The sequence below is a fragment of the Nonomuraea cavernae genome (assembly GCF_040655715.1).
Taxonomy (GTDB): Bacteria; Actinomycetota; Actinomycetes; order Streptosporangiales; family Streptosporangiaceae; genus Nonomuraea; species Nonomuraea cavernae_A.
Genome location: NZ_JBFAKL010000002.1, coordinates 186,196 through 201,569 on the forward strand (window position 1 = coordinate 186,196; position 15,374 = coordinate 201,569).

16 protein-coding genes are annotated in these 15,374 nt (G+C 70.2%); 5 read left to right on the forward strand and 11 right to left on the reverse strand.

From position 1 onward, the window contains the following. The first annotated feature begins 27 nt into the window (after positions 1–27). A complete protein-coding gene (locus AB0I38_RS03735; RefSeq protein WP_358461328.1) occupies positions 28–1,257 on the forward strand; it encodes a glycosyltransferase in 1,230 nt (409 codons plus the stop codon). A 210-nt stretch (positions 1,258–1,467) separates the two neighbouring features. Further along, positions 1,468–1,860: a peptidase inhibitor family I36 protein gene (locus AB0I38_RS03740; protein WP_358461331.1), complete on the forward strand. Its 393-nt coding sequence runs from the start codon at positions 1,468–1,470 to the stop codon at positions 1,858–1,860. 374 nt (positions 1,861–2,234) lie between these two features. Here the strand turns inward: AB0I38_RS03740 and AB0I38_RS03745 are convergent, their stop codons facing one another. Together AB0I38_RS03745 and AB0I38_RS03750 are read right to left on the reverse strand one after the other, a co-directional pair. Further along, positions 2,235–3,329 (reverse strand): sensor histidine kinase, encoded by a 1,095-nt coding sequence (locus AB0I38_RS03745; RefSeq protein ID WP_358461334.1) that lies wholly within the window; start codon positions 3,327–3,329, stop codon positions 2,235–2,237. Next, a complete protein-coding gene (locus tag AB0I38_RS03750) occupies positions 3,326–3,988 on the reverse strand; it encodes a response regulator transcription factor (protein ID WP_358461337.1) in 663 nt (220 codons plus the stop codon). Before AB0I38_RS03750 ends, AB0I38_RS03745 begins: the two co-directional genes overlap by 4 nt. 151 nt (positions 3,989–4,139) lie before the next feature. Between AB0I38_RS03750 and AB0I38_RS03755 the strand changes: the two genes are divergently transcribed. Then, positions 4,140–5,696 carry a hypothetical protein gene (locus AB0I38_RS03755; RefSeq protein ID WP_358461342.1) on the forward strand — a complete coding sequence of 519 codons (1,557 nt, stop codon included), beginning with the start codon at positions 4,140–4,142 and terminating at the stop codon, positions 5,694–5,696. 122 nt (positions 5,697–5,818) lie between these two features. On the opposite strand, the gene AB0I38_RS03760 is transcribed toward AB0I38_RS03755, so the two are convergent. Genes AB0I38_RS03760 through AB0I38_RS03775 form a run of 4 tightly spaced genes read right to left on the reverse strand, consistent with a single transcriptional unit; the run spans position 5,819 to position 10,191 of the window. Then, a complete protein-coding gene (locus AB0I38_RS03760) occupies positions 5,819–7,534 on the reverse strand; it encodes an ABC transporter ATP-binding protein (protein ID WP_358461344.1) in 1,716 nt (571 codons plus the stop codon). Next, positions 7,531–8,802 (reverse strand): ABC transporter ATP-binding protein, encoded by a 1,272-nt coding sequence (locus AB0I38_RS03765; protein WP_358461346.1) that lies wholly within the window; start codon positions 8,800–8,802, stop codon positions 7,531–7,533. The genes AB0I38_RS03760 and AB0I38_RS03765 overlap by 4 nt, the downstream gene beginning before the upstream one ends. Next, complete coding sequence (locus AB0I38_RS03770; protein ID WP_358461349.1) at positions 8,738–9,172, reverse strand: hypothetical protein; 435 nt, start codon at positions 9,170–9,172, stop codon at positions 8,738–8,740. Before AB0I38_RS03770 ends, AB0I38_RS03765 begins: the two co-directional genes overlap by 65 nt. Then, complete coding sequence (locus tag AB0I38_RS03775; protein WP_358461352.1) at positions 9,169–10,191, reverse strand: alpha/beta hydrolase; 1,023 nt, start codon at positions 10,189–10,191, stop codon at positions 9,169–9,171. Before AB0I38_RS03775 ends, AB0I38_RS03770 begins: the two co-directional genes overlap by 4 nt. An 86-nt stretch (positions 10,192–10,277) precedes the next feature. On the opposite strand from AB0I38_RS03775, the gene AB0I38_RS03780 reads away from it, so the two are divergent. Next, positions 10,278–10,580, forward strand: coding sequence for a TetR-like C-terminal domain-containing protein (locus AB0I38_RS03780; protein ID WP_358461355.1), 303 nt, complete (start codon positions 10,278–10,280; stop codon positions 10,578–10,580). 209 nt (positions 10,581–10,789) lie between these two features. Here the strand turns inward: AB0I38_RS03780 and AB0I38_RS03785 are convergent, their stop codons facing one another. The 5 genes from AB0I38_RS03785 to AB0I38_RS03805 all read right to left on the reverse strand — a co-directional run bounded on the left by AB0I38_RS03785 (position 10,790) and on the right by AB0I38_RS03805 (position 14,809). Next, entirely contained in the window at positions 10,790–11,773 is a 984-nt protein-coding gene (locus AB0I38_RS03785) for a threonine ammonia-lyase (RefSeq protein ID WP_358461358.1), read from the reverse strand. Positions 11,774–11,905: 132 nt separating this feature from the next. After that, positions 11,906–12,865 (reverse strand): class A beta-lactamase, encoded by a 960-nt coding sequence (gene bla, locus AB0I38_RS03790; protein ID WP_358461360.1) that lies wholly within the window; start codon positions 12,863–12,865, stop codon positions 11,906–11,908. A 211-nt stretch (positions 12,866–13,076) separates the two neighbouring features. Next, positions 13,077–13,835 (reverse strand): MFS transporter, encoded by a 759-nt coding sequence (locus AB0I38_RS03795; protein WP_358462269.1) that lies wholly within the window; start codon positions 13,833–13,835, stop codon positions 13,077–13,079. Beyond that, positions 13,727–14,398, reverse strand: coding sequence for an MFS transporter (locus AB0I38_RS03800; RefSeq protein ID WP_358461363.1), 672 nt, complete (start codon positions 14,396–14,398; stop codon positions 13,727–13,729). Before AB0I38_RS03800 ends, AB0I38_RS03795 begins: the two co-directional genes overlap by 109 nt. 132 nt (positions 14,399–14,530) lie before the next feature. Further along, positions 14,531–14,809 (reverse strand): aldo/keto reductase, encoded by a 279-nt coding sequence (locus AB0I38_RS03805; protein ID WP_358461366.1) that lies wholly within the window; start codon positions 14,807–14,809, stop codon positions 14,531–14,533. On the opposite strand from AB0I38_RS03805, the gene AB0I38_RS03810 reads away from it, so the two are divergent. After that, positions 14,776–15,219, forward strand: a complete 444-nt coding sequence (locus AB0I38_RS03810; protein WP_358461369.1) for a winged helix-turn-helix transcriptional regulator — start codon at positions 14,776–14,778, stop codon at positions 15,217–15,219. The two genes, AB0I38_RS03805 and AB0I38_RS03810, sit on opposite strands and share 34 nt — an antisense overlap. The last annotated feature ends 155 nt before the right edge of the window (positions 15,220–15,374 follow it).

Genomic DNA, 15,374 nt, shown 5'->3' on the forward strand with positions numbered 1-15,374 from the left:
ACAAAAGGGGATGGCAGGGGGATTCGGATGCGGGTTCTGATCATCGGAGTCGGCACACGCGGGGACGTGGCGCCGTACACGGGGCTGGGGGCGCGCTTACGCGAGGCCGGGCACGAGGTGGCGATCGCCGCGCACGACCCGTACGCGGAGCTGGTGACCGATGCGGGCCTGGAGTATCTGCCACTTCCCGGAGACCCGCTCACCGCGCTGACCGGCCGCTTCTCCATCAGCGCGTTCAGGGAATACAGCGAGCAGCTCATGGACGGCCTGACCCAGATCGCCGAGCAGGAGGCAGACCTGCTCCTGCTGGGCATGGCGGGCGCGCAGGGCTATCACGTCGCCGAGGCGAGGGGCGTGCCGAGCATGGGGGTGCACCTGCAGCCGATCGACCCCACGGGGGAGTTTCCGCCGGTCATGAGCCTGTTCCGCCGGTCGCTCGGGCGGTGGGGGAACCGCAGGGCGGCCCGGCTCGCGTTCGAGGTGCCCGCCGCCGGCCCGATGCTCGCCGGGATGAGCGCGAAGATGCGGGCCCGGCTCGGGCTGCCCCCGATGACCCCGCGCGCCCTGTACCAGCACCGGGAGAGCACACGCTGGCCGGTCTTCCACGGGGTCAGCCCGCTGGTGCTGCCGCGCCCGGCCGACTGGCGGCCGGGACTGGAGATCGCGGGTTACTGGTGGCCGCTCCGGCCGCGAGGCTGGCAGCCGGATCCGGTGCTGCGCGACTTCCTGACGGCGGGGCCCACACCGGTCTTCGTCGGCTTCGGCAGCCTGGCGGGCGCACGGGCCGAGCAGTACACGGACCTGGCCGTGCAGGCGCTGCGGCGGGCCGGGCTGCGCGGCGTGCTGCAGACCGGCCTGCGGGGACGCCTCTCGGACGACGTGCTGGCGGTCGGCGACGTGCCGCACGACTGGCTGTTCCCCCGGATGGCCGCCGTCGTCCACGCCTGCGGCAGCGGCACCACCGGGGCCGGGGTGCGGGCGGGCGTGCCCGCCGTGGCCGTGCCGGTCATGAACGACCAGCCGTTCTGGGCGTCCCGGCTGGCGACACTCGGCGTGGCCCCGGCCGCGATCCCGTTCCGCCGCCTGACGCCCGCGCGGCTGGCCGCCGCCCTCACCACCGCGGTCACCGACCCGGCCTACCGGCAGCGAGCCCAGGCCCTGTCGGTCCAGATCTCGGCAGAGGACGGCGCGGCGCCCGTCGTCGAGGCAGTGAACCGGCTCCGGGTCACGCGCGGGCCCGGCCGCCGAACAGGGTGACAGCCGCCGCACATCCAACGCATGTGGCCGACCAGCAGAAACGGCACTCCGGATCGATATCACCGTAGGCACGGCAGCTCGCTCAACCTGTGGAGCCGGCCGGCTTTCGAATCTTGGCGGAGAAGGGTAACCGGTGTACCCTGTTGACAGGTGTCGCAAGATCCCCCTTTGTCCCATCGGTTCAGCCCGGATCATCCGTCTCAACCCCCGATGAAGAGGAAAACCGTGACCTTAAAAATACGACTGGGAATCCCCTTGGCCGCGCTGACCTTGGCGCTGACTGGAGCGGTCGCCACCGCTTCGCCCGCCCAGGCGGACTACACCGACTGTTTCAGCGGTCGGCTCTGCATTTGGCAGGACTACGAGTACAGCGGCACGCTCGGCATGTACTCCCCCTCGACCTCCTGCTACAGCATGGGTGTCATGAACAACGAGACCACCTCTGTCTACAACCGCAGCGGTCGGACCGTTCGCCTCTACGACAGCGGGAACTGCACGGGCGACTACTACTCCATCAGCAACGGTTTCAGGGTCTGGAACCTCCGCTACGGCCCCCAGGGGTCCAACTGGAACGACCGGATCTCGTCCTTCAAGCAGGTCTGACGGGGAGGACGACAGCGAGCGGCACCGCGACGGTGAGGTCCCGGCATGGATGGCGGGCGGCGTCAGGTGCACGAACTGCCCGGCACCACCTTCTCCAACCCGGCCGAGCGCGGCAGCTACGACAGCCAGGCCAGGGGCGGTGCTGACCGTCGCCGAGCTGAACCGGTGGCTGCGCGCATCCGTGCAGCCGACTTCGGAAACCGACAGCGGCGGCGCGCGGCGCGGGGCCCGGTCACACCCAGGTGGGCAGAGCCTGTTCGACGTAGCGGGCGCCGAACCCGCCGTTGAGCGGGATCTGGGCGATGGCGTCCAGGTCGGCGGCGGGTAGGCGACGACGAACCCGATCCCCAGCTCGCGCAGCAAGCGCCTTGTGATCAGTGCGCGAACCGTACGGTGATGGACAGGCCGCCTTCGGGCCGGGCGCTGGTGGTGAGGGTGGCGCGGTGAGCTTGGGTGACGGCATGGACGATGGCGAGGCCGAGGCCGTAGCCGTCGCGGCGGCCGTGACGATCAGGCGCCAGTCGCTGGAAGGGTTGAAAGAGGCGCTGGATCTGGTCGTCGGGGATGACCGGCCCGCTGTTGGTGACGGTGAGGGCCACCTGCGTGCCGGAGGTCTGGGTGGTTATCTGGACGTGTCCGTCCGCGTGGTTGTGGCGGATGGCGTTGTCGATGAGGTTGGCGACGAGGCTCTCGATCAGTCTCGGGTCCCCGGACGTCACTGCGGGCGTTAGGTGTTCGGCCAGGTCGATGCCTGTCAGCGCTGCTCGGTCGCGGCGGGACGCGAGCACTCCTTCGACGACGTGGGCGAGGTCGAGGGTGTCCCAGCGGGTGACGCCGCGCTCGCTGGTGGCCAGCGCGAGCAGTGCTTGGACGAGCCGCTCCTGGCTTCCGCCCAGAGCGAGGGCCTCCTGGCAGGCGGAGCGCAGGGTGTCGGTGTCGGCATCGGGGTCGGCGAGGGCGACTTCGAGGAGGGTGCGCAGGCCGGCGAGAGGGGTGCGCAACTCGTGCGAGGCGTTGGCGACGAAGTGGCGTTGGGCATCGAAGGACGCCTGCAGGCGGGCGAACAGGTCGTCGAGGGTGTGGCCGAGCTCGGTCAGCTCGTCCGTGGGCTCGCCGAGATCAAGGCGCCGGTGGAGGTTTCCGGCGGAGATGATTGTGGCGGTGGCGGTGATGGCGCGCAGCGGGTGCAGGAACCGGCCGGCGACGTACCAGCCCAGGGTCAGGGCGACGGGAATCAGCAGGATCAGGGCGACGGCGGACCCGATGAGGAGTTGGGGCAGGCTGATCCCGGGCCCGGTTTCGGTGATCGTGCTCGCTGAGGAGGAGCCTTGGGGCGTGGCCGCATCGATGCTGGCGAGCGGAATGTCGACGAGCACGAGCACGAAGACTCCGGCGGCGTAGATGCCCGCCGCGTAGGCGAGCGCGAGCCGCGTCTGCAGGGACCTTCTGCCGAGCGTCTGGGGGGTCATGACGGTCCGATGCGGTAGCCGCCTTCGCGGATGGTCTCGATCACGGGCGGGTCGCCGAGCTTGGCTCGTAATCGGTGCATGGTGTGCTTGACGGCGCTGCTGAAGGGGTCGGCGGCCTCGTCCCAGACGCGTTCGAGCAGTTCCTCGGCGGAGATGACCAGGCCGGGTTCGGCGAGCAGGCATTCGAGCAGGGCGAACTCCCTGGGGCTCAGCTCAAGGCGCCGGCCGGCCCGGAACGCGATACGGCGGGCCGGATCCAGGGTGATGTCCCCGCATGCCAGGGTGGGCGGTAGCGGCGGGGTGGCGCGGCGGGCCAGGGCACGGACACGGGCGACCAGTTCGGCGAACGCGAACGGCTTGGGCAGGTAGTCGTCGGCGCCGAGGCTGAGCCCGTCGACGCGGTCCTCGATCGTGCCGGAGGCGGTGAGCATCAGGACGCGGGTCTCACAGCGGCCGTGGGCCAGTCGCCGGCAGATCTCGTCCCCGTGGACGCCGGGCAGGTCGCGGTCGAGGATCACCACGTCGTAGCGAGTGGCGGCCAGGCGGTCGACGGCGGCGGTTCCATCCAGGACGACGTCGACGGCCATGCCCTCGCGGCGCAGCCCGGTTCCGATGGAGCGGGCGAGGACCTCGAAGTCCTCGACCACGAGGACCCTCACCGCCGCTCACCGCCGGTCGTCGTGCGGGCGGGACGGACGAACCGGCCGCCGGGTCGAGGTGCCATGGGCCAACGATGTCAGATCCCCGGTTCCAGCCGGGTCGCAGCGGCTGCGACCCGGCTGGAACCGCGTGCCGCGTACAACCGTCGGCATGAGTTCATTCACGCCTTACCGATCCAGCCAACGGGCCGGGCAGGACCGTTTCCCTCAGTTGCTGCGCGCGGAGTGGACCAAGTTCCGCTCCACGCGAGGCTGGGTGCTCACCATGGCGGCCTCCGTCCTGGTCACCGTGTCGCTCGGACTGCTGATCGCCGGGGGCGCCCGCAGCACCTGCGCGACCTGGAAAGGCGAGGGCCCCTGCCCCGCGCCTTTGGTGGGTCCCGATGGCACGGCGGTGAAGGACACGTACTACTTCGTGCACCAGCCGCTCAAGGGGAACGGCAGCATCACCGCCCGCGTGTCGGACATGACCGGGCAGATGCGCATGCCGGACGCCGTACCCGGGGTGCGCAACGTCAAGGAGGGGGTGGTGCCCTGGGCGAAGGCCGGGCTCCTCGTCAGGCAGAGCCTCACGCAGGGCACGCCGTACGCCGCCGTCATGATCACTGGCAGCCACGGCGTGCGGATGCAGCACAACTTCACCCACGACGTGGCCGGCGGTCCTGTGAAGGGGCCCCTGTGGCTGCGGCTGACCAGGTCGGGCGACACGCTCACCGGCTACGAGTCAGGCGACGGTAAGACGTGGACCGAGGTCAGCACGGTCAAGCTGACCGGACTGCCGGAGACGGTCGAGATCGGGCTGTTCGCCACCTCGCCAGGCGTCCTGTGGGAGATGGCGAAAGCCTTCGCCCAGGCCACCGCCACCTTCGACCAGATCACGCTGCAGGGCGCGAACGGTTCGTGGCGGCGTGATGACGTCGGCGTCTCCTTGGGGCCCGATGGCAAGACCCTGCATCACCCGGGCGGGGTCGTCGAGTCCGGCGACAAGCTCATCGTGACCGGAGGCGGTGACATCGGGCCCGCCACGGTGGAGGGCGGTCTGCGCGCTGACCTCATGCTGATCGGCGGGGCTGTGGGGCTGATCCTGGTGCTCGTGGTGGCGGTCTTGTTCTTCACGGCGGAACACCGGCAGGGGCTGATCGGGACCGGTCTGCCGGCCGAGCCGCATCCAGCACGGCTGCTGGCGGCCAAGGCCGTGGTGGTCGGCGCGGTCGCGTTCGTGGCGGGGCTGGTGACCTCGGGGGTCGTGGTCCCTGTCGGCCTGGCGATGTTGCGTGCCAATCAGAACCCGATTCAGCCGATCACCCTGGGTACCGAGCTGCGGGTGATCGTCGGCTACGCGGCGCTGACCGCGGCCGCCGCGGTGCTGGCTCTGGGCCTGGCCGCGCTGGTCAAGCGGGGCATCGTCGCCATCGGGCTGGCCATCGCGCTGGTCGTCGTGCCCTACCCGCTGGCGATCGCGGGCCTGGCCCCATGGCTGCTGATGATCACCCCTGCCGCCGGGTTCGCGATCACGCAGAGCGTCCCGGCGTTCGCGCACGTGGACGTCGACCTGTCACTGCTCGGGGGCTATTACCCGCTCCCGCCATGGGCAGGTTTGACCGTGACCTGCGGATATGCCGCCCTCGCCCTCGCGATGGCGATAGCCGTACACCGTAGGAAAGCTGCAGACCTGGACGAACGCGGTCCGCGAAGACGACCTGCCTGAGCCGCACTCCTTCGTCACCGGGCTACGCCGGGATCAAGACGCCATGTCCAGACTCGATGCGCTGCCATCGCCCGCGCGGGACGATGGCAGCGGTTCCGGCCGTCAGCCTGATCTCTTCCTCTTCATTCACTCGCCGCCGGTGTCATGGCGATGTCCCAGAAGGCGGCGTAGCGGCCGCCGCGTCGCAGCAGTTCGTCGTGGCCGCCTTCCTCCACGACCCGGCCGCCGTCCAGGAAGACGACGCGGTCGGCGCGTTGGACGGTCCGCATCCGATGCGCCACCATCACCACGGTCCGGCCCGCCATCAGGCGCTCGATCCCCTCGTGGACGGCCGCCTCGTTCACCGGGTCCAGGGCGGAGGTCACTTCGTCCAGCAGCACGATGGGCGCGTTCTTCAGCAGCGCCCGCGCGATCGAGACGCGCTGACGCTCACCGCCCGACAGCAGCGCGCCGCCCTCGCCGACGTTCGCCGCCCAGCCGCCGGGCAGTCGTTCGATCACTTCCTCCAGCCGCGCCGCGCTCGCCGCCGCGCGTACCTCGGCCTCGCCGGCGTCGGGGCGGCCGAGACGTATGTTCTCCTCGATCGTGCCGTCGAAGAGGTAGACGTCCTGGAAGACGATGGCGATCCGCGCCATCAACGCCTCGGCGCTGATGGCGCGCACGTCCACGCCGCCCACGCGCACCGCGCCCGCGTCGACGTCGTAGAAGCGCGCGAGCAGGTGCAGCAGTGTGCTCTTGCCCGCCCCCGACGGCCCGACGACGGCGAGCCGCTGTCCCTCGGGCACGGACAGCGACAGGTCGTCGACCACCGTGCGGTCGCCGTGCCGGAAGGTGACGGCGCCGAACTCCAGGTCATGGCGTTCCGGCTGGATCGGTTCGCGCGGTTCTGGCAGTGGCTCGGTGCGCAGCACCGTGTCGAGTCTGGCCAGCTCGAACCGTGCGCCGCGCAGCTTGCCGCCGATGTCCGACAGCGACAGCAGCGGATCGGCGCAGCGGGCGGCGAGCACCAGAATCGTCAGAACCTCTGCCGCGCCGATGTTCCCGCCGAGCGCGAGGTAGGCGCCCAGGACCAGCAGCACGGTGAAGATCGCCTGCACCGTGAGTGTCAACCCCACCGCGCCGGGCAGCGTCGCCAGCACCGTGCGGCGGGAGGCGCGCTGCACGTCGCGCAGGGAGTCGTCCAGCGCCTCGAAGCGTTCGCCGGTCCGGCCACCGGCTCGCAGCACCGGCTGGGCCTGGAGGTATTCGATGACGCGCCCGGTGGCCTCCTGGTCGCGTTCGTGACGCTCGGCGTCGGTGGCGGCGATCGAGCGTGCCGTCCAGACCTGGATCGCCGCCACGATCGGAGCGGCGAGCAACGCGGCCAGCCCCAGTCGCCAGTTGAAGGCGAGCATCACGGCCACGATCGTCAGAGGAGTCACCAGGGCGGAGATGAACGGTGCCAGCAGATGCGCGATCACGCTCATCGCCCGCAGAAGGCCACGGCTGGCCATGACGGACACCTCGCCGACCCGGCCGGCGCTGTACCAGCCGATCGGCAACCGGGCCAGATGCTCGCCGAGCCGGTGATACATGCCGCGCAACAGCGCGGTCCCGACCCGCATACCGGCCAGATCGCTGATGTAGCGCAGCACGGCGTAGACCGCGACCGCGGCCCCGAACGCGATCAGCCACGGCCAGGCGTCCGCGGGCGAGCCGCCGAGCAGGGCCCGCAGCACCGGAACCAGCAGCGCGTAGGACAGACCCTCGGCGACCGCGGTCACCGTCATCAGGGCCACGGTGCGGCGCGTCGCCCGCGCGTACTCGGGTCCCAGCACGCGGAGCAGCAGGCGAATCATCGGGGTTCCTCTCCTCGCAGGACGGCATCGTCGGCGGCCACCGATCGGTGGGATCGCCAGAACGTGGCGAACTTTCCGCCTCGTGCCAGCAGTTCGGCAGGGCTGCCGCGCTCGACGACCGACCCGTTCTCCAGCATCACGACGGTGTCGGCGTCGGCGACCGTCTCCAGCCGATGGGCGATCACCAGAATCGTGCGATCACCCTCCAGCGCCGCCAGGGCCCGGCGCACCGCCTGTTCGGTCTGCGGATCGGCGAAGGAGGTCGCCTCATCGAGCACCAGAACGGGCGTGTCGGCCAGCAGGGCCCGGGCGAGGGAGATCCGCTGCGCCTCGCCACCCGACAATCCGGCCTCTTCACCGATCACCGTGTCGTATCCGCGCGGCAGCTCAAGAATTCGATCGTGGATGTTCGCCAGCCGGGCGGCGCGAACCACGTCATCGCGGCCGGCATGCGGGACGGACAGCGCGATGTTGTCCGCGACCGACGCGCGCAGCAGGCGGACGTCCTGGAAGACGAAGGAGACCAGCCGGTAGAGCTCCCGGCTGCCGATCTCGCGCAGATCGACACCGCCCAGGACGACCGCGCCGTGGCTCGGGTCGAAAAACCGTGGCAGCAACTGGACCAGCGTGGACTTCCCGCTTCCCGACGGCCCGGCGACCGCGGTGACGGTCCCCGGTTCGAGCACCAGGTCGATCCCGCGCAGCACCTCGTGATCGGCGTCGTAACCGAAGCGAACCGCACGCAGTTCCACCCGGTGCCCCTGAGGCGCGACCGGGTGCGCGGGCTCCGGCAGCGGGGGCACCTGAAGTACCTCCTTGATCCGGCCGACCGCGCGCCGGGCGGCCTGCATGTCGTCGAAGCCGTGGCCGAGGGCCGCCACCGGAGCGGTCAGCCCCAGCCCGAGCAGCAGGAAGGGCAGCAGATCGGCCGGCGCCATGCCGCCGGACGTGATCAGAGCGGCACCGCCGATCAGCACGACCAGCAGCACGAACGGCGGCGAGAGCGCCAGTTGCATTCCGGCGGCGACCAGGGACATGCCGCGCACCCACCGGGAGAAGATGCCGACGAAGTCATCGGCGGCGGTGCGGAATCTGCGGTGGGCGCGTTCAGATCCGCCGAACGCCTTGACCACCGAGATGCCTTGGACGAACTCCACGACGGAATTCGCGATCCGCCCCATGGCCGCGTCGAACTCCTCCTGCTCACGCAGCCGGCTCGGGGTCATCATCAGAGGAACCAGCGCCACCGCCAGCACCACCGGGATCAACGTGATCAGCGTGAGCCGCCAGTCGCCGGCGAAACGCCAGCTGCACCCGGCCGTCGAGGACATGCCCGAGCCCGGACGACACGGCCGTCAGCAGCAGCCGGACCAACAGACCGGCCGCCCCCGCGATCACCACGAACCACACATGACCGTGATCGATCGGGCCGTGCGACAGCAGGACACGACCCAGTTCGACGACCGCCAGCAGCGGCGCCAGCCCCGCGACAGCACCGATCACCTGCAGGAGGACAACGGTGGCGAAACTCCGGAGATGAGGGCGCAGCAGCCCTGCCAGGGGCTGTCCCGTCGCTGAATCGGCATCCGGTGGGGGTGTGGACCGCTCCCTCGCCTGAGCAAGGTCGGTGGTGGTCATTGCTCTCCCGTCTTTGCTCCGGTCGCGGGCAGGAGGGTGCCTCGGAGGAACTCGACGATCTCCGCCCGCGCGGCCTTCGCTTGTGGCACCACGCCCGGCATGCTGAGGAACGCGTGCGTCGCTCCGGGATACTCGGCGAGCCGTGCCGGCGTCCCGGCCGCCCGCAGTCGTTCGGCGTAACAGCGGCCGTGATCGGCCACCGGGTCGACGGTCGGCACCACCACGAGCGCGGGGGCCAGCCCGCTCAGATCGTCGGCATACAGCGGCGACACCGCACGAGGATCTGCTCCGGGCGGAACGGCGAGCCGCTGGAACAACTGCATCCGCGTCAGGGTGAGGGTCGGGCTGTTGGCGTGCCGGCTGATCGAGGCGTGGTCGAACGCCGTCGAGGTCAGGTCGACAGCGGGGTTGGCCAGCACCTGCGCCCGCAGGACCAGGCCGGACTCCCTGGCCCGGATCGCGGCCAGGGCGGTGACCATCGCGCCGGTGCTCTCACCGAAGACCGCGGTCCGTGCCGGGTCGACTCCCCACCGAGCGGCGTGGCGCACCACGTGCCGGAACACGTCCCAGCCGTCGTCGACGGCCGCCGACAGCGGAGTCTCCGGGTCGAGGAGGCGGTGCTCGACCGAGACGACGACCGCGGGCAGCCGCGCGGCAAGGTGGCTGTTGACCCAGTCGCTCTGCACCGCCGTGCCCACGAACCCGCCTCCGTGCACATGGAGCACGAGCGGCAGGCCGGCTTGGCCCGCGCCCCCGCCGGTGCGCTCGGACGACGGCCGATACACCCGGACCGGGAGACCGCGGTCGGGTAGCGCCACCTCCTGCCACTGGATCGTGGCACCGCGATCAGGAAGCCCGCTGATCACCCGCGCCAGACGGGAGGCTCGCTTGCGGTTCACCTTGTCGCGTAAGGCGACCAGTTCCTCGGCTGTCATCGCCGGCCAGTCCGGCTCCTTTCCCAGAGCGTGCAGCAACCGGATGCCCAGCGGTGGCCGCTCCGCATCAGTGATCTTGTTCATGGCCGTCGAAGGGCGAGCTGATCGTGGACTGCCTCCTTGACGCGTTCGGCCCGGTGCCGCTAGAGGGCGCAGATCGAGCCGAGCTCATGTCCTCGGCCATCCACTGGGTCGCTGCGAAGATCGCCCAGCCTGGGGTAGGCGACGCGTTCGCAGGCGTGTTCAGTGATGCCGTCAGCGATCCGGCCCTGCGCGAGATCCTGTCCGCGCGGTTGCAGGACCCGTACCGGCTCGCGCTCCAGGACGCGCTCGGCGAACCGGAGAACCGGGTCCTGCTCTTCATCGACATCGTCGTCGGAACCTTGCTCCACCGGATGGGCATGACCGGCGAGCCGATGGTCGACGCCGACGTCGACGCACTGGCCGAGATGATTCCGGCGTACTTCGGCTGACGATGCCGGTCCGGCCCAGACCTACTGCCGCCCTGGCGATCCCGGTGCTCCTCCGGGTCGGACCCTCGCTTCGACTTCGCGCTCGAGGCCATGCTGCGCGGCTTCGCCACACTCTGACCCTCCCGGATGAGCCCGAGCTTCGCGTCGGCTGATCCACATGGTGATCGCCGGGCCGCACGCTCCCGCGGCGCGCCGGCGACGCGACGGACTCAAGGAGGATTGATCGTGGGAGCCGCGCCGACCCAGCGGTGATAGGCGTCTACGTCGACGTTGCTGCCGCACACGATGGTGACCACGTGTCGGCCGGCGAAGCGGTCACGGTCTTCGAGGATCGCCGCGATGCCGAGCGCGGCCGACGGTTCGACGACGAGGCCGGCGTGGTCGAGGAGCATCCGCATCCCGGCGGTGATCGACGCCTCCTGGACCAGGACGGCGTCGTCGGCGACCAGGAGGAGGTCGTCCAGGACGGCCGGGATGGGACGCCGGCCGGCGACGCCGTCAGCGATGGTGTCGGTCGAGTCGGTGGTGACGACGCGCCGTTGGCGCCAGGAGTGTGTCATCGCCGGTGCGCCCAGCGGCTGGATGCAGATCACCTCGACTTCGGGCGCCATGGCCTTCACCACATGACCCACACCGGTGGCCAGCGCCCCACCGCCGAGAGCGATCAGGACGGCGTCGAACGACGGCACGGCGTCCACCAGTTCCAGGCCGATGGTCGCCGCGCCCTCGCAGGTCTCGAGGTCCAGGCTGTCTTCGACCAGCCGGATGCCGTCGTATCGCGCGATGGCCGCCGCCCGCTCGCGAGCCAGGTCGAAGTCGCCGTCCACCAGCTCCAACCTGGCGTCCAACGCGCGGATGCGATCAAGCTTGGCCGCAGGCGCGAAGCGGGACGCCACGACGGTGACGTCGAGCCCTCGGCCGCGACCGGACCAGGCGAGGGCTTGGCCGAGGTTGCCCGCGCTGGCGCACACCACGGCTCGCGAGCCAGTGTCGGCGAGCAGGCTCGCGACCAACTCGGTGCCGCGGGCCTTGAAGCTGCGGACCGGGTTCGCCGTTTCGAGCTTGATGCTCACCGTGCACCCGAGGTCGGGCTCCAGCGCCTCGCAGCGGTACAGCGGGGTGTCGAGAAAAATCGGGTCGATCACCCGGCGAGCAGCCCGGATCCGAGCAGTGTCGAGGCGCGTCTCTCGCATGACACAGCAGCGTAGCGTCGCCGGCGCTGCTCGGATCCGGGTGAACGCCTGGCGACGGGTGCCCGTACCGGGAGGTGGGTCAGCACCGGCGGAGAGGGAATGCCGTGCGACCTGCCGCTGGCCGGGCGCCCGCTACGCGCGGCCCAGGCCGCGGACCAGCAGGGCCGCCGTCTTGGCGATCACGCTGTTGTCCATGGTCGCGGCCGGGTCGTTGCGGTTGGTGTAGACGGCGATGATCACCGGGGCACCCGTGGGCGGCCAGGCAACGGCGATGTCGCTGCCCGGCGCGTAGGCGCCGGCGCCGCCCCCGGTCTTGTCGCCCACGATCCAATGCGGCGGGAGTCCCTTGCGGATGCGCTCGGTGCCGGTGATGCTGGCCCGCAGCCAACCGTTCAGCCGCTGCCGGTCCTGCACGTGCAGGGTGCTGCCGACGGTGAGCTTTTGCAGGCTGCGGGCCATGGAGGCCGGCTTGATGGTGTCGCGCTTCTCCCCCGGCTTCCAGTCGTTGAGTTCCGGCTCCCATCGGTCGAGCCGCCCGATCGGGTCTCCGAGCGAGCGGTAGTAGCGGGTCAGGCCCGCGGGTCCGCCAATCTGCTTGAGCAGGACGTTCCCCGCGGTGTTGTCGCTGACCGTGATCGTGGCGTGGCAAAGGCGCTCGGTGGTCATGCCGTTCTTGATGTTCTCCGGCAGTTCGGTGATCGGGGAGTCGCTGACCACCTCCCGCGCCGTCCAGCGCAGCGTGCGGTTCAGCAGGCCGGGGTCGGTGGTCCGGGCCTTGGCCAGGATGGCACCGCACAGGATGGCCTTGAAGGTGGAGCGGCTGGGGAATCGCTCGCCGCCCCGGTAGGAGATGGTCTTGCCGGTGCCCGTGTCGATCGCGAAGGCCCCGATGCGTCCCTGGTAGGAGATCTCCAGCTCACGCAGTTGCTTCTTGACGTCGGCCGCGCCGGTGAGGGCCCGCGCGGCCGGCGCGGGGCGCGTGTCGGCTCCCGCGGATCCGCCCAGGCCGGCGACGGTCACGAACGCCGTGGAGATCGCCAGTACGGAGGCTCCCAGCCTGGCTCGGAGTCGGCTGTGACGAACGTGCCTCATGTCAGCTCCCTGCTCTCAATTCTCGATCTTCATGGGGGGGCATCAGGAGATCACGGGCAGCGGAGAGATGTCCAATATCGATATGAATGCCTGGATCATGCGGATTTCGATATCAATCCAGGTGGTCCGGTCCGGCAGCCCTCGCCGATGCAGGAAGGCGGGCACGGCTGCGGGGCGGGCAGACATCGCGGCAGCGCGCAGGTGGGCACGGTCATCGCGGCACGCGAGAGGGGAGGCGGACAGCGTGCGCTGCCAGCCCACCGGCCGCGAACACGACCGTCGCCGCCAGGTAGAGCTGCCCCGGGCCCCAGCCGGTGTCAAGCAGCCGGCCGGCCACCAGCGGGGAGACGAGCGAGCCGAGGCGGCCCATGCCGACCCCCCAGCCCACGCCGGTCGCGCGTACCTGGGGCGGGTAGGCGGACAGGGCGAAGGTGTACACGCCGGCCACACAGCCGTTGATGGACAGGCCGATCAGCACGCCCAGGGCGAGCAGCAGCCCGTACAGGGAGAGGGCCGGCATGAACAGGGCGAGCAGCACGGCCGTGGCCAGCGTGTAACCCACCAGCAGGTGCTTGAGCGCGAACCGGGCGGCCAGCAGACCCAGCAACAGGGTGCCGAAGATGCCGCCAAGGTTGAGCAACACTCCCCAGGTGATGCCGTGGGCGGCCGTCAGGCCGGCTTCCACCAGCAGTTTCGGCGTCCAGTTCGCGACGAAGTAGAACACCGACATGGCGGTGAAGAAACCCACCCAGGTCAGCAGCGTGGTGCGGCGTAGCTGCGGGGTGAGGATCTGCCGGATCCCGGGCCCCCGCTCGGCGGGCGAGTCCGGGCGGTCGGGCAGGGATTCCAGCGCGGGCTGCTTCATCGCGGCAAGCAGTCCGTTGAGACGGTCCAAGGCGCGCGGTGAGCGCTGGGTGAGCAGAAAGTCCAGGGACTCGGGAAGCCGCCACAGCACCGCGCCGATGAGCAAGGCCGTACCGGCGCCGCCGACGATGAACACCGATCGCCAGCCGGACAAGCCTGCAGCACCACGGTGATGACCCCGCCCGCGGTGGCGCCAACGGCATAGCCGGCCACATTCAGGCCGGCAGCCAGACCCCGCCATCGGCCGTTGGCATACTCGGCGGCTATCACGTTGCTGGCTGCCAGGACGCCGCCCACGCCGATTCCGGTGAGCACCCGCAGCAGGCCGAGCTGGACGGCGTTCTGACTCAGCGCCGATCCCAGCATCCCGGCGGAGGCGATCACGAGGCAGGCCAGGATCAGTGCCCGCCGCCCGACGCGGTCGGCCAGCGGGGCCAGGATCAGCGACCCTGCCGCCATCCCGGCCAGGCCCGCGCTGAGCAGCAGGCCGAGCTGCGAACTCGACAGCGACCATTCGTCCGACACTGCGACGGCCGTGAAGGACATGACCAGAACGTCGAACCCGTCCGCCACGTTGAGCAGGACACACACGGCGATCGCCGACCATTGCAGGCGCGACATCGGGGAGCCGTCGACGCGGGCGCGCAGCTCCGCAAGTTTCGCATCCATCTGGCCGGCCTTTCGGGACGACTGGTTCGCTGTCCATGTCTGTCTACCTCGCCGGATTTCGGTCCAGGCGGAGGTGTACTCATGGCCGTCGCCGGCTTCCTGGCCGCCCAGGACACCGCCCAGCAGGACCGATCATCCTGGCCTTCGACTTCTACCTGACCGCATCGGAGAGTGTGCGATCGCCTGTGCCTCGGCGACCTGGTCCGCCGTCGCGTTGCTCACTCCGAGGTGCCGGATCAGGCCCTGCTGCTGGAGTTCGACGAGCGTCTCGAACGGCTCTCGGCCCCTTGCTGCAGTATGGGAAGGTAACTTCCTGACGGGAAGTAGGCACCTCGAAGTGCGTAAGGTACCCACCCACCGGTTAGAGGAGCGAATCGATGGCAACGATGGCGGCGGCCCAGAAGAGGGCACAGGCCAAGGCGGAATATGACGCTTTCCTGGCGGCGTGTCCCAGCCGCAAGCTGCTCGACCGGATCTCCGACAAATGGGTCACGCTGATCCTGGCCGCGCTGGGCAGCGACGGCTCGCATCAGCCAGGCGCCGACTGCGCCGGCGAGCCCCGGTCGATGCGCTACTCGGAGCTGTCGCGCCTGCTGGCCGGCGTCAGTCAGAAGATGCTCACTCAGACGCTGCGCTCCTTGGAGCGTGACGGTCTGATCACCCGCACCGCGACGCCGACCGTGCCCGTCACGGTCTCCTACGAGCTGACCGACCTCGGTCTCTCACTGCACCAAATGATGCGCGGCCTCAAGATCTGGGCCGAGACGCACATGGACGATGTGCTCGCCAACCGCGCGACGTACGACACCCGCACCGCCTGAGCCGAGGAGCGGAGACGTCACAGCGGCCTCTCTCCGGGGAGGATCGCCGAGTTCCGGATGCGCGGCACCGGGGGTCACCGGTCGGCTGTTGGCCTTGCGTCGGGAGATCGGCGATCGCCATGGCTTGATCAACTTCCTGGTGGCTCGCTAGGGTT

What these genes read in the sequence shown, in the direction of transcription:
- AB0I38_RS03735 (WP_358461328.1), top strand. Translation starts at nt 28, where the DNA reads ATGCGGGTTCTGATCATCGGAGTCGGCACACGCGGGGACGTGGCGCCG.
- AB0I38_RS03740 (WP_358461331.1), top strand. Translation starts at nt 1,468, where the DNA reads ATGAAGAGGAAAACCGTGACCTTAAAAATACGACTGGGAATCCCCTTG.
- AB0I38_RS03745 (WP_358461334.1), bottom strand. Translation starts at nt 3,329, where the DNA reads ATGACCCCCCAGACGCTCGGCAGAAGGTCCCTGCAGACGCGGCTCGCG.
- AB0I38_RS03755 (WP_358461342.1), top strand. Translation starts at nt 4,140, where the DNA reads ATGAGTTCATTCACGCCTTACCGATCCAGCCAACGGGCCGGGCAGGAC.
- AB0I38_RS03760 (WP_358461344.1), bottom strand. Translation starts at nt 7,534, where the DNA reads ATGATTCGCCTGCTGCTCCGCGTGCTGGGACCCGAGTACGCGCGGGCG.
- AB0I38_RS03770 (WP_358461349.1), bottom strand. Translation starts at nt 9,172, where the DNA reads ATGACCACCACCGACCTTGCTCAGGCGAGGGAGCGGTCCACACCCCCA.
- AB0I38_RS03775 (WP_358461352.1), bottom strand. Translation starts at nt 10,191, where the DNA reads ATGAACAAGATCACTGATGCGGAGCGGCCACCGCTGGGCATCCGGTTG.
- AB0I38_RS03780 (WP_358461355.1), top strand. Translation starts at nt 10,278, where the DNA reads ATGTCCTCGGCCATCCACTGGGTCGCTGCGAAGATCGCCCAGCCTGGG.
- AB0I38_RS03785 (WP_358461358.1), bottom strand. Translation starts at nt 11,773, where the DNA reads ATGCGAGAGACGCGCCTCGACACTGCTCGGATCCGGGCTGCTCGCCGG.
- bla (WP_358461360.1), bottom strand. Translation starts at nt 12,865, where the DNA reads ATGAGGCACGTTCGTCACAGCCGACTCCGAGCCAGGCTGGGAGCCTCC.
- AB0I38_RS03800 (WP_358461363.1), bottom strand. Translation starts at nt 14,398, where the DNA reads ATGGATGCGAAACTTGCGGAGCTGCGCGCCCGCGTCGACGGCTCCCCG.
- AB0I38_RS03810 (WP_358461369.1), top strand. Translation starts at nt 14,776, where the DNA reads ATGGCAACGATGGCGGCGGCCCAGAAGAGGGCACAGGCCAAGGCGGAA.